Here is a 14,512-nt window from a genome sequence, read left to right as displayed (position 1 = left end):
AATGCAAAAGAGAACCTATATATTTTCATTACTTTTTTTGAGCCTTTGCGGAATGGTTATCGCCCAGGAAGAGGATAACATTGGTACGGAAACGGTAACGGTGGTTAAACCGTATTCCCCGACCGTTTCGGATGCCTTTAAAATAAAATCGTCTCCCAGTTTGAACGATTCCATTGTCCTTCAAAAAAAGAAAATCAATTACAGCATATTTTCGGTGCCCGTGGCATCCACCTTTACCCCGGCAAAGGGAAAAGCTTCGGGAGTGGAAAAAACACCACCGCCCACCTTGTACAATTCCTATGCATCAATCGGGTTGGGCAATTACAACAATGCCTTGGTGGATTTTTATTCCAGTCGGGAATTCAACAGGGGAGAAGATTTGCTGGATTTTGGTCTCACCCACAACTCTTCCCGTGGAGATTTGGATTCTACGCCCTTGGAAACCGATTTCTATGATACCAAATTGAATGCTTCCTATGCCAAAAAAGACCGTTATATGGATTGGGGCGCGGCAATAGGCTTGCAGCACCAGCTTTACAATTGGTACGGCATCCAAAGTGAGTTGTTCAGTGAGGATGAGATCAATGCCATGGATGAAACGCAAAACTATTTCAACGCGGAGGCCAAGGCCCATTTTAATACGGAAGATTCCCCTTTTAAAAGTGGGGCCCTTTTGTTGAGGCGTTTTTGGGATGCGGTCGAATCGGCCGAGAACCGAGCATTGATCAATCCAACTTTTGAACTGCCCATTACCGAGGAGTTGATTACCATTTCGGCCAAGGTGGATTATGTGGGCGGTAGTTTTCAAAATGGATCTATCACGGAAGGTGCCAATGAAGGAGAGAAAAAGTATAGCAATCTTCAGGCAGGGGTAACGCCGAGTTTATTGATCCTGCGTGATGACTTGACCATCAACTTAGGGGCCAATATTGTCTATGGTCTGGATATGGAAAACAGTGAGAACAACTTTTATATCTATCCAGCTGTAACGGCATCGTACCGTGTGATGGACGAAAATGTAATCGCTTATGGTGGAGTAGAAGGGGAGTTGAAGCAAAACAACTATTACGATTTTGTGAATGATAACCCTTTTGTCTCTCCGACTTTGGATATTATTCCGACCGACCAACAATACGAAGGGTATTTAGGTTTGAAAGGGCAGTTGACTTCGAATGTGGGGTACAACATCAAAGGTTCGTATATGGCGGAGAACAGGAAGCCATTGTTCTTTCATAACCCCATTAATACCTCCCTTGATGATGAAAAAAGTTACTATTACGGCAACTCTTTTCAGGTGTTTTATGATGATGTAAAGACCTTGGGCGTGTTCGGTGAAATCAATGTGGATGTAAACCGTAACTTTTCCTTGGGCATTAATGGTGAATTCTATGACTATGATACTGAAACCGACAATCCAGCATGGAACCTGCCGTCAATTAAAGGTTCCGTGTTTATGGATTACCAGATTACCGATCAATGGTATATGGGAGCCAACTTGTTCTATGTCGGCGAAAGGGACGATTTATTGTCTCAAATTGACCCACTTGATTCAGAATTGCAATTCCAGCAAGTTACTTTAGATGGCTTTTTTGACGCCAATGCACACGTAGGATACCGGTTTAACGAACAACTTTCCATATTTGTGAAAGCATCAAATATTGCCGGCAATAATTACCAGCGTTGGGCCAACTTTAGGGTTCAAGGTTTCCAAGCCTTGGCAGGAGTGTCCTATAAATTTGATTTTTAATTTGACTGGTTGATAAGTATTTTTTAGAATAGAAAGAGATTAAAATTAAAAACCCGTGGGAAAGCCCACGGGTTTTTTTATTGCATATGCTTTAAATCTCAGAATGATTACCAGCCCGGGTTTTGCTGCTCCGCAAGTGTTGGGTTTGCGTTGACCTCTATCTGAGGAATAGGCCAGAGAAACTTGAAGTCTGCATAAGGAACCGCAGGTACACCGTAAGGGCCATCGTATGGAGTTCCCAAAGTATACAATTCGGCTGCAGGAGTTCCATTGGCTACCTTCTGTGGTATTCCGTTGATGGGTTGAAGATCATCTCCTTGAAGTCTGTGAATGTCGGACCATCTTCTGCCCTCCATCAAAAACTCGATTCTTCTCTCTTTTAGGATTGCACCAACAAGTTCTCCAGCATTGGCAAAATCACCGGCCACATAAGCTTGAGTGCCTGGGTCTGCAAGAGATCTGTTTCTTACTTGGTTCAATAGGGCCAATGAGGCGCCCAAGTCTGGAGTAGCTTTTCTAGCTTGTGCTTCGGCCATGTTCAACAATACTTCAGCATAGCGGATAACAGGTGAGGCATCGGTATAGTTCACCCCATCTTTATATTTTAGGGTGAATTTTGCTCCTCCAGCGGTAAATACCATTCCGGTACCTACTTCCGTTTCGGTAGAATTATCCTCACGGCGCAAATCGTCTGCCAACCAGCTAGGATCTCTCCAAATGATAGGGCTAATGGCAACCAACCTTCTCCTGTTGTATTGTGAAGCTAAAGCTGCGTTTACACCAGGGTTCATGGTTGCAGCCTGTGTCAATGAGAAAATAGACTCCGAGTTTCCATAGCTATCAAGGAAGGGTCCATTTGGGGAATCCTCCAATGCATATTCACCAATAAGTTTGTTGCCTTCGGCAATAACCCCGTCCCAATCTCTCATGTGAAGATATACCCTAGTTTTAAAGGCGATGGCTGCGTTTACAGATGCTTTTGTCAAAGAAGTATTGGTAATCAAGCTTTCGGCATCGTCCAAGTCTTGCAATACTTTTTCGTAAACTTCTGCTACTGTATTTCTACCGAGCACGATTTCTGAATCGATTTCAGCTTGAGTGTCGATACCTACCTCTCTGTAAGGAACTCCAGGATGTGAAGCTCCTGCAGAAAAATTATATGGTCTTGCAAAGAAGTTCAACAACTCGAAGTGAGTTATGGCACGTAAAAATTTAGCTTGTCCAATATAATCATCGGCAACGGCCTGGGTAATGATACCTGCTTCAGCAGCAGTGGTAACTCCTTCGATCACCAAGTTGGCCCTGTTGATCAAACGATAGCCATCAACCCAATAGTAAACGTTGTTCGCTGTAGTTGGGTCATAAGTGGCCGTATAGGTCAATTGATAGAATGTGGCTGTGTTGACCACATCTTCTCCTCGGTTGTCCCCTTGTTGTACGAAGGCGGCACCCCAGATATATCCACGACCACCGTTGGGGTTGGTTGAGTTGTACTGGCCAATCGCGGCAGCATTGTACATCCCGTTAACTGAACTTTCAATCAAAGATGGGGATGAAAAGGCATCGCTCAACGAAATGTTGTTTATTGGACTAAGGTCCAGGACAGTTTCGTCAGAACATGAGATCACACTAATTCCAAAAAAGGAAAGGGTGATGTATTTGAATATCTTTTTCATTTTTAAGAATTATAGATTAACATTTAGACCTATGGATAATACTTTTGACCTTGGTGTACCATTAATGTCAACACCACTGGATTCCATTTCTGGGTTCAAGCCCTTATAGTCTGTAATGGTCAATAGGTTTTGTCCTTGGATAAAGAACCTTACCATGTCCACATTCAACTTGTCGGTTACGATTGATGGGAGTTTATAACCCAAAGTGATGTTGTCCAAGCTGATAAAATCACCTTTTTCCAAGAATCTAGTAGTTGCATGTCCTGTTAAGTTGGTAAAAGTGTTGCTACTTGCGTAAAGCCTAGGTGTAGTACCATCTCCGGGATTGGAAGCACTTTGCCATCTTCCCAAAATCTCGGTAGAGTTGTTATTGAAGTTCTGGGTCACCAAATCTCTACGAGTGGCATTGAATACTTCGTTTCCACCACTGTAACGGAACATAAAGCTAAAATCAAAGCCTTTGTATGTGAACCTGTTGATCACGGAACCGTAATAAGTAGGTAAGGAGTTTCCAAGAATAAACTTGTCGTCCGCAGCACTCAAAGAAGAAGCTTCTGATAAATCTCCGGGGTTGCTAGGGTTGAATACGAAATAAGTCTGTGTATCCAAGTTGCCCTGTACCAAAGAGCCATCGGCCTTATAGTAAACTGGGTTTCCGTTGGCAGGGTTAACACCCCAATACCTGTGTCCATAAATGGAGTTGATGGATTCACCTTCTCTAATGATTAAGTTTGGAGCTATGTTAGTGTTGGTAGAAGTACCTCCGATAATATCCTGTCCATCAGGAATACTGGTCACGGTGTTTTTGTCCAAGGTTAAATTGGCAGATACATTCCAGCTGAAGTTTTCTGAATTGAAGGGAGTGTAGTTCACTGAGAATTCAAATCCTTCATTCTTCATTGCTCCGATGTTCTTCTTTATTGTGTTATCAGGAACACCTAAGGAGTGTGGTACGGGAACATCAAGGATCAAACCGTCGATATCGTTTTTATAGTAATCAACGCTTACCGTCAATTTATCGTTAAAGAAGCCTAAATCAGCACCAAAGTCGGTTTTTTTACTGGTTTCCCATAATAACTGATCGTTACCGAATTGAGTGAATGCAATACCGTTTAAGGTACCGTATTGGGAAGCTGAGGTCAATCCCAAATATGGGTAGCTACCGATGTCGGTGTTTCCTACTTCCGAGTATGACCCTCTAAGTTTAAATAGTGAAATGGTAGGATTTAATCCGCTGAAAAATTCCTCATTGGCAATGTTCCAACCTGCAGAATATCCTGTAAAGTTATTCCAACGGGTAGCTTCACTTAATTTGGATATACCATCCCTACGAATAGATCCTTGAAGGAAATAACGCTCCTTGAAATTATAGCTCAAACGGCCAACGTAGGAGCTGATACCATTTTCTGTTACACCACCTCCAGAGGTTTGGGTGCCATAGGCCCCAGTTACAAGGTTTTTGTTGTAGAACTCATCCAAAAGATCGGTACCTGACCCAAAGAAATATTGGTTTTTGTCTTTTTGATATTCGGCTACGGCAGTGACGGCAATATTATGTGCGTCAGCTATGCTGGTATTGTAATTTATGATGTTCTGGATATTCCATCTCAGAATATCTCTGTTATCGTTGTCCAATCTACCATTTGAACCACGTCCATCACCATGTACTGGGCTCCAGTACCTAAAACCGGAGGTAAGGGTGTTGTTGGCGCTGGCCTGAAACCTGTAGGTAAGACCTTTCATCAGTTTTACGTCGCCAAACACACTAACCAAAGTGTTGTTTTCTTTGGATTGGAACTTGTTATTGGCAAGCACGTAAGCAATGTTGGAAATGTTGTCACCAACAGGGTCGGTGTTGTCCCATTGACCCACTACGCTTCCATCTGCGGACAGGTTAAAACCAGTAGGGTTGTTTGGGTCATAGATTGGGGTGTTGGGAAGCTGTCTTGTAGCATTGAAAATGTTCCCGGAGAGTGAGTTTCCTCCAGTATTCAATCCATTGAACTCACTTCTGGTAACGGCAACACTTCCACCCACTGTCAACCAATCGAACACATCGTGCTCAAGGTTGGTTCTTATACTGTGACGTTTTAAGTTGTTTGGTACGGCCACACCATCTTGATCGGTGAAACCAAGGGACATGAAGTATTTGGTCCTATCGGTTCCTCCGTTTACGGATAGGTTATGGTCCATTTGGAGTGCGTTTGACCTAAGCACAGCATCTTGCCAATCGGTATCATAGTCATTTCCAACGGCCCAAGGAGCTTGTCCTCTGTTGGTGCGTTTTTCGTTTGCAGTTTCCAAGAACTGTGCAGTGTTCAACAAATCAAAGGTTTTGATCGGTGATGCAAAACCGGTCACCACGTTGTAGCTCACTTGGGTGGTACCTTTTTTACCTTTTTTGGTGGTGATCAAGATTACACCATTGGCTGCACGAGACCCATAAATGGCTGTTGCGGCACCATCTTTTAGAATTTCGAAGGATTCGATATCATTGGGATTGATACTGCTCAGTGCGTTGGTCGATGCATATCCACCAGTATCTCCTGTAATGATCGGAATACCATCAACGACCACCAAAGGATAAGTTCCAGAACCTATGGAACCCAGACCCCTGATCCTGATTCTTGGAGCTTCCCCGATAATACCGTTGTTTGTGGTTATCTGCACACCAGCCGCCCTACCTGCCAATTGGCTTTCGAAACTGGGTGTTACAAGTCCTTGGATGTCTCCTCCGGACACACTTGCAATGGCTCCTGTGATTTCCTTTCTTTTTTGAACACCATAACCGACGACTACAACTTCTTCCAACGCTTGGGCGTCTTCTTCCATTTGTATGTTTATGACGCTCTGTGCACCAACGGTGGCCTGGGTCTCTTTTTGGCCCAAATAGGTAAACACAAGTGTTTGACCAACTTCTGCTTGTACATTATAGTTACCATCAAAATCGGTTTGGGTACCTTGAGTGGTTCCCTTGATAACAACGTTTACGCCAGGTAATGGCAATCCGTTCCCATCAGTTACTGTACCACTTATCATTTTTTCCTGTGCGGAAGACAGATGTACAACAAATGCCATCAAAAGTGTCAGTAATACTTTTGTTTTTGTTCTCATTTAATTTGAGTGTTAATTAATAGAATCATTTTTTGAATTAGTTTTTTGACTAAGAAAAGCCGGTCAATTTTTTGGGGACTAATCCAAATAAACAAATGGGCCAGTTAGACTACATAATGTTTTGAAAAATGACCGTGCTAATCTTAATCAATGGATAAAATAAATGAGAGGTGATGGGATGGTGATTACGACCGACCTAGGTTTATGGTCTACCGACGAATATATACCTTTACTTTGCGTTAAGTATCTGTAAATAAGATACTTATATTTATGTTAAAAAACTTGGGCTAAGTAGCTTTCTCTTAAAAAAGTCAAAAAAAATTACTGGTTTAAAGCTTTGATATACTGGACTGGAGTCATACTTTTTCGCTTTTTGAAAGCGTTGTAGAAAGATACTTTGTTGTTAAATCCAGACGCATAAATTAGGTCGGAAATTGAGTCTATTTGATGCGGGTTTTCATCAATACGGGCCAAGCACTCATTAATGCGATAATCATTAATGAATTCATAAAAGTTCTTGTTGAATTCTTGATTGATGACTTGTGAGAGACTGTAGCGGTCTGTATTAAGCTTTTCGGCCAAGATCTCCAGTGATAGTGCAGAATCCAAAAATACCTTGTCCTCCATAGAGTTTAAAAGTTGTAGCCTTAATGCACTAGCCATGGCAGTGGTTAAGCCAGAGTTCTGGTATTTTTCTTTGATTTGATCTTTGTCCAATCTAATTTGTAAAGGTTCGGTGACAATAGCAGGAAATAGATATAACAGAAAAGAAATGATAATTATGAAAACTGAAAAAAAGTAGGCGATTATATATCTCGTAATATATATAAGGGAAAATTCATTTTTGAATAGAGCACCTACTATTGATATAAGAAAGATTGTGAAAAAAAAGAGTACAAGAGTTCTTAACCAATTACGGTCCATGATATCGATTCGTTTTCGATACTTGAAATATTGTTTTAAGATCAAAATCCAAAACACAGCAAAATAGCAACCCTTTAAGTAGTAACTGTTCAGGAGTTTAATGCCCAGTCCCCGTAACCCAACATCAGTAATATTATCGCTTGTGTTGGTCAATATCAGCATCAATAGTAGACTGACCAGAAAAAAACTAAAGTATAGAAGTGTTTTGAATGTTGTTTTTTTATTGGGATATACCTTCCCTTCGATATACAAAAAAAGTGAGGGCCCCAAAAGAAACATAATACTTGTATAAAATGGAATTTTGGGTATATGCAGCACACCATCCCACCACAATAGGGTAAGCTCGAGAAGAATGGTGGACATGGCAATCATAAAAATTCCCATATACAAATTATGTTTCTTCAAAAAAATAAGGTAACTGCCAACTCCAGCACCCAAAAGGGATATTCCAATGAATATAAAATGGAGTAGATTGAGTTCGCTGGGGATGGCGGTCTCTACAATTTTTACAGGCAGTATAGCCTTTGTCCAAAAGGAAAAAGCTGATACGTAGTCCATAGGTAAATTAGCTATCAAAAATGTTTCGAAAAGTAGTAATAATAATGAATTGAAATTCTTAAAATTTAAACTTTAAGAAATCCCCAGATTACTTTATTCAGGTAATCACGATTTCCTTATTCCTGCTTTTTCTATTTTTGATGGAAATCGACAGAAATGAAAAAATTCTATTTAATTGTGATTGCTCTTCTTGCTTTTTCATGCGAGAATAAGGAGGAAGCTGATCTAATCGTTACCAATGCAAACATATACACAGTAGATGCAGATTTTTCAAAGGCATCAAGTGTGGCCATAAAAGATGGAAAGTTTGTAGGTGTTGGCAATACCGAAGAAATTTTAAAAAAATACAAAGCCCAAGAGCAGATTGATGCCCAGGGCAAGACCATTGTTCCAGGACTGATAGACGCCCATTGTCATTTTTATGGATTGGGACAGAACCAGCAAGTGGTTGATTTGGTAGGTACACATAGTTTTGATGAAGTTGTGGAAAAGGTAGTGGCGTTTCAACAAGAGCGTCCTTCCAGTTTTATTTTAGGGAGAGGATGGGACCAGAACGATTGGGAAGTAAAAGAGTTTCCGACCAAGGATAAACTGGATGAATTGTTCCCCGATACCCCTGTGGCTTTGGAACGTATTGATGGTCATGCCTATCTGGTTAACCAAGCGGCACTTAATTTAGCTGGAATTACGGAGTATACATTTGTTGAAGGAGGTGAAATCGTATTAGATGAAGACACCAATATTACCGGAGTATTGGTAGATGGCCCAATGAGAATGATTGATAATGTAATTCCAAAAGCGAGTCTAGAACAAAAAATACAGGCACTTAAGGACGCCGAGAAAATTTCGTTGGATTACGGATTGACCACGGTAAATGATGCAGGATTGCCAAGGGACATCATCGAATTGATAGATAGTCTGCAACAAGCTGGTGAACTATCCATACGAGTGTACGCCATGGTATCCAACTATCCCGAGAATCTGGATTACTTTTTGGAAAAAGGAATTATCAAAACAGAAGGGTTGAATGTTCGTTCTGTAAAAGTATATGGCGATGGCGCATTGGGTTCTCGAGGAGCTGCATTAAGAGCACCATATTCCGATAAGCCCGGTCATTTTGGGGCCATGGTGACCCCAGTGGACCAGATTGAAGCACTCGCACAGCGAATTGCGGCAACCGCTTATCAAATGAACACCCATGCCATTGGGGATTCTGCAAATATTGTCGTGTTGAGGGCTTACGAAAATGCATTGGAGGGCAAAACCGACCGCAGATGGAAAGTGGAGCATGCACAAGTAATATCGCAATCCGATTTCGATTATTTTGAGAATGGCATTATTCCTTCGGTTCAGCCTACCCACGCAACTAGTGATATGTACTGGGCCGAAGATAGGTTGGGTGCTGAGCGTGTCAAAGGTGCCTATGCCTATAAAGATTTATTGGATAAAGCAGGTCTAGTTGCCTTGGGAACCGACTTTCCAGTAGAGCAGGTAAACCCATTCTTGACTTTTTATGCAGCTGTAGCCCGTCAAGATGTGGAACAATACCCGGAAGGCGGTTTTCAAATGGAAAATGCCTTGAGCAGGGAAGAAACCTTAAAAGGTATGACTATCTGGGCCGCATATTCCAATTTTGAGGAAGAGGAAAAAGGAAGCATCGAGCCTGGTAAATTTGCCGACTTTGTGATATTGAGCGATGATATTATGACGATTCCCTCTGAAGAAATTCCAAATGTAACGGCCGAACATGTTTTCTTGGGCGGTGTTCAGAAGAAATAATTCCTTCCATTATGGAAAAATAAAAAAGCCCCGAAGCGGGGCTTTCATATTTAAGATAAAAACTTTCTTAGTAAGTGATCGGTAAGGTAGCTCTTGTAGTTCCCCAGCCCATGACCAAGTTTCCGTCATCGTCAAAAGCGATACCAAAAGCTTCCAATTCATCGCTATCGGTAGAAGCCTTGGCCGTAGCACGAACCACGTCTGCATCACTATCGTAGGAATAGGCTCCCCATTGGTGAAGATTGTTGTTCAAGATTACCGTCCACTCATCTTCACCTGGAATGGTAAACAAAGAGTAAGAACCAGCTTTAATGGTTTTTCCACCAACTGTGGCATCCTTATAAAATGTAATTTCTGTGGCTTCGTTGGCACCCGTTCTCCAAACCTTACCTACAGGAGCCAATTCGGCCAAGCTACGTCCTTTTAATTGTGGACGGCTATAAATAACGCGGGCTGCTTTGGCGGTTTCCTTAGAACTAGCTGGATAATAGGCGATGTCCGCAGGGCTTTTGTCCAATCCACTGAATTTTTGGGCCACGGCATCCGTTGAGAATACCAATCCTGTGCAAAGCACTAAAAGTAATACTGTTAATTTCTTCATGATTGTGATTTAAGTTTATTTCAAAACTAGTTAATTCTGTTCAAACAATCAGACGGGGAAATCAAGTAACCTTACAATGGAGCTCGGGTTAAAAAGATAAACTATAATTTTTATTGCAAAATTATATTTATTTGCATTTTTAAGTTTTAATATGTAATCTTTTTAGGAATAAGAGTTTTGTTTTTTAATAATTAAACTCACTTTTGTTTAAAGATTGTTATTAAATTTATTTTTATGTGTGGTATTGTATGCGCATTTGATGTGAAGGAAAGTACGGAAGTACTTAGGCCCCAATTGTTGGAGATGTCGAAGAAGGTTAGGCACAGAGGTCCGGATTGGAGCGGGATTTATTCCAATGAAAAAGCTATTATGGCCCATGAGAGATTGGCCATCGTGGATCCAGCTTCAGGAAAACAACCGTTGTTGAGCGCCGATGGCAAATTGGTGCTTGCCGCCAATGGCGAAATATATAATCATCAAGAACTCAGAAAGCAGTTCGAAGGAAAATATGATTTTAAAACGAAATCCGATTGCGAGGTTATTTTGGCATTGTATCAGGAAAAAGGACCTGATTTTGTGGATGAGATGAACGGAATCTTTGGTTTTGCCATTTATGATTCGGAAAAGGATGAGTATTTCATTGCCCGTGATCATATGGGGATTATTCCATTGTATATAGGTTGGGACAAAAACGGGACCTTTTACGTAGCCTCCGAATTAAAGGCTTTGGAAGGAACTTGTTCCAAGATTCAATTATTTCCTCCCGGACACTACATGCATAGTTCCGATGGTGAATTTGTTAGGTGGTACAAGCGCGATTGGATGGAGTACGACGCTGTAAAGGAGAACGAGACCAGTATTCAAAAAATAAAGGATGCTTTGGAAGCCGCAGTGCACCGTCAATTGATGTCCGATGTGCCCTATGGTGTATTGTTGTCTGGAGGATTGGATTCTTCCGTAACTTCTGCGATTGCAAAAAAATATTCCCAAAAACGAATTGAGTCCGGAGATACTGCCGATGCTTGGTGGCCGCAATTGCACTCTTTCTCGGTAGGGTTGGAAGGTTCGCCTGATTTGGCTGCTGCCCAAAAAGTGGCCGATCATATTGGAACAGTGCACCACGAAATCAAATTTACCATTCAAGAAGGGCTGGATGCGATAAAAGATGTTGTATATAATCTGGAAACTTACGATATTACAACTATAAGAGCTTCAACTCCAATGTACTTAATGGCAAGGGTGATTAAATCCATGGGTATTAAAATGGTGCTTTCAGGTGAAGGGGCGGATGAATTGTTTGGTGGATACCTGTATTTTCACAAAGCTCCAAGCCCAAAGGATTTTCATGAGGAAACAGTGAGAAAACTGGATAAGCTCCACATGTACGATTGCCTTAGGGCAAACAAGTCATTGGCCGCTTGGGGTATTGAAGGGCGTGTACCCTTCTTGGACAAGGAGTTTATGGATGTAGCAATGAGCATCAATCCAAAAGATAAGATGATCAATGGCGAACGAATGGAGAAATGGGTAGTGCGAAAAGCGTTTGAAGATTATTTGCCGGACAGTGTGGTCTGGAGACAAAAGGAACAATTTTCGGATGGTGTCGGATATAGTTGGATAGATACTCTAAAAGCCGTAGTGGCCGAAGAGGTTACCGACGAGCAATTGGAGAATGCCCATTTCAAGTTTCCGATTCAGACACCTACATCGAAAGAAGAATATTATTATCGTTCAATTTTTGAAAGTCATTTCCCGTCGGATGCGGCAGCGTTGAGCGTACCACAAGAGCCATCAGTGGCCTGTAGTACCAAGATTGCCCTGGAATGGGACGAAGCTTTCAAGAACATGAACGACCCATCGGGAAGAGCCGTGGCTAAGGTTCATACCGATGCGTATGTGAAATAACCCCCGTTTAAACCAACCAAACGTTATGAAGCAGTAATCTAACTAGTTTCATTTTTTAATTAGTCCGAAAAGCCCCTTATCCAAGGGGCTTTTTAGTTGTCTGTAGCAGTAGGTGGGTATAAACTCCAAACCAAGTCGTTTTCCACAGTTTTTGTTGATAACTTAGGGTGTCCAACAAGCAGTTTAAGGCCATTTACACAGGGTATTGCTTATATTTGTAAGATTTGAATTTTTGAGGCAAATACAGAAAATATATGAGCGAAGAAGCTAACAAGAAACAATACTCCGCGGATAGTATCCAGGCCCTCGAGGGAATGGAGCACGTACGTATGAGACCTTCCATGTATATTGGAGATGTAGGGGTCAGAGGATTGCATCATTTGGTCTATGAAGTTGTGGATAACTCCATCGATGAGGCGATGGCCGGTTACTGCGATAAAATCGAGGTGACCATCAATGAAGATAACTCCATAACTACGGAAGATAATGGTAGGGGTATCCCTGTTGACCTTCATAAAAAAGAAGGAGTTTCTGCCCTTGAGGTAGTAATGACCAAAATTGGTGCGGGCGGTAAGTTTGATAAGGATTCCTATAAAGTTTCCGGAGGACTCCACGGTGTCGGTGTTTCCTGTGTTAACGCATTGTCGACTAGGTTGAAAGCGACAGTTTATCGTGACGGTAAAATCTGGGAGCAAGAATACGAAAGAGGAAAAAGCCTTTATCCGGTTAAAAGTGTAGGGGAGAGCAAGGAAACAGGTACCATAGTGACCTTTGTTCCAGATGATACCATTTTTACCCAGACAACAGAATATAATTATGATACCTTGTCCAATAGAATGCGCGAGCTTGCCTATTTGAACAAAGGAATCACCATTAAGCTCACGGACAAAAGGAACAAGGACGAAAAGGGAGAATTTATTTCAGAAACTTTCCATTCCGAAGAAGGTCTGAAGGAATTCATCAAATTTTTGGATGGAAATAGAGAACCTTTGATCCAGAACGTAGTTTCGATGGAGGGCGAGAAAAACGGTATCCCTGTGGAAGTGGCGATGGTCTACAACACGGGATATTCCGAAAACCTTCATTCCTATGTAAACAATATCAATACCCATGAGGGAGGTACGCACTTGTCCGGATTTCGACGGGGACTTACCACTACCTTGAAAAAGTATGCCGATAATTCCGGGATGTTGGACAAATTAAAGTTCGAAATATCCGGAGATGATTTCCGCGAAGGATTAACGGCCATTGTTTCCGTAAAAGTTGCAGAACCGCAGTTTGAAGGTCAAACGAAAACCAAACTGGGGAACCGTGAGGTTACCAGTGCAGTAAGTCAGGCAGTTTCCGAAATGTTGACCGATTATTTGGAGGAAAATCCAGATGATGCCAAGCAAATTGTGGAAAAAGTGAAGCTGGCCGCACAGGCTAGGCACGCAGCGGCCAAGGCCCGTGAAATGGTTCAGCGAAAAAACCCAATGAGTGTAGGTGGATTGCCAGGGAAACTATCTGACTGTTCCGAGCAAGACCCTACCAAATGTGAAGTTTTCCTTGTAGAGGGAGATTCCGCAGGTGGAACGGCAAAACAAGGAAGGGACAGAAATTTCCAGGCCATATTGCCATTGCGCGGAAAGATTTTGAACGTGGAAAAAGCCATGCAGCATAAGGTTTTTGAAAATGAGGAAATCAAGAATATTTATACTGCACTTGGGGTTACCATTGGTACGGAAGAAGACAGTAAGGCGCTGAACCTTGAAAAACTGCGATATCATAAAGTAGTGATCATGTGTGATGCGGATGTTGATGGTAGTCACATTGAAACGTTGATTTTGACATTCTTCTTCCGTTATATGAGGGAGCTTATTGAAGGTGGGCACGTATATATTGCAACCCCTCCGTTATATTTGGTGAAAAAAGGCGCCAAAAAACGTTATGCGTGGAACGATAAGGAGCGCGATGCAATCAATGCAGAAATGGGCGGTGGAGCAGGTATCCAACGTTACAAAGGTCTTGGTGAAATGAACGCCGAACAGCTTTGGGATACCACGATGAATCCAGATTTTAGAAAATTGCGTCAGGTACAAATTGACAATGCAACGGAATCCGACCGAATATTCTCTATGTTAATGGGGGACGAAGTACCGCCTAGACGTGAATTTATAGAGAAAAATGCCGTCTATGCCAATATAGATGTATAGATAACAAGCATTT

General features: G+C 41.8%; 8 protein-coding genes. 4 read left to right on the top strand and 4 right to left on the bottom strand.

The annotated features are described in order from the left end of the window. The first annotated feature begins 1 nt into the window (after nt 1). Nucleotides 2–1,747, top strand: coding sequence for a TonB-dependent receptor (locus J0656_RS08080; RefSeq protein WP_207032764.1), 1,746 nt, complete (start codon nt 2–4; stop codon nt 1,745–1,747). A 107-nt stretch (nt 1,748–1,854) separates the two neighbouring features. Here J0656_RS08080 and J0656_RS08075 read toward each other — a convergent pair whose 3' ends face one another. The 3 genes from J0656_RS08075 to J0656_RS08065 form a co-directional block, all read right to left on the bottom strand. Further along, on the bottom strand, nt 1,855–3,423 hold the full coding sequence (locus J0656_RS08075) for a RagB/SusD family nutrient uptake outer membrane protein (protein WP_207032763.1): 1,569 nt from the start codon (nt 3,421–3,423) through the stop codon (nt 1,855–1,857). Nucleotides 3,424–3,432: 9 nt separating this feature from the next. Beyond that, nucleotides 3,433–6,537 (bottom strand): SusC/RagA family TonB-linked outer membrane protein, encoded by a 3,105-nt coding sequence (locus J0656_RS08070; RefSeq protein WP_207032762.1) that lies wholly within the window; start codon nt 6,535–6,537, stop codon nt 3,433–3,435. A 321-nt stretch (nt 6,538–6,858) separates the two neighbouring features. Next, on the bottom strand, nt 6,859–8,019 hold the full coding sequence (locus tag J0656_RS08065) for a helix-turn-helix domain-containing protein (protein ID WP_207032761.1): 1,161 nt from the start codon (nt 8,017–8,019) through the stop codon (nt 6,859–6,861). 156 nt (nt 8,020–8,175) lie between these two features. Between J0656_RS08065 and J0656_RS08060 the strand changes: the two genes are divergently transcribed. Further along, a complete protein-coding gene (locus J0656_RS08060) occupies nt 8,176–9,798 on the top strand; it encodes an amidohydrolase (protein ID WP_207032760.1) in 1,623 nt (540 codons plus the stop codon). Nucleotides 9,799–9,865: 67 nt separating this feature from the next. On the opposite strand, the gene J0656_RS08055 is transcribed toward J0656_RS08060, so the two are convergent. Then, complete coding sequence (locus J0656_RS08055) at nt 9,866–10,399, bottom strand: DUF2911 domain-containing protein (protein WP_207032759.1); 534 nt, start codon at nt 10,397–10,399, stop codon at nt 9,866–9,868. A 234-nt stretch (nt 10,400–10,633) separates the two neighbouring features. Here J0656_RS08055 and asnB point away from each other — a divergent pair, with 234 nt between their 5' ends. Next, on the top strand, nt 10,634–12,304 hold the full coding sequence (gene asnB, locus J0656_RS08050; RefSeq protein ID WP_207032758.1) for an asparagine synthase B: 1,671 nt from the start codon (nt 10,634–10,636) through the stop codon (nt 12,302–12,304). 254 nt (nt 12,305–12,558) lie between these two features. Then, a complete protein-coding gene (gyrB, locus tag J0656_RS08045; RefSeq protein WP_207032757.1) occupies nt 12,559–14,499 on the top strand; it encodes a DNA topoisomerase (ATP-hydrolyzing) subunit B in 1,941 nt (646 codons plus the stop codon). Nucleotides 14,500–14,512: the final 13 nt, after the last annotated feature.

It is taken from the genome of Flagellimonas aurea (assembly GCF_017313785.1).
GTDB classification, from domain to species: domain Bacteria; phylum Bacteroidota; class Bacteroidia; order Flavobacteriales; family Flavobacteriaceae; genus Flagellimonas; species Flagellimonas aurea.
Note: the sequence above shows the minus strand (reverse complement) of the source record. Positions and strands in the feature narration are given on the sequence as shown.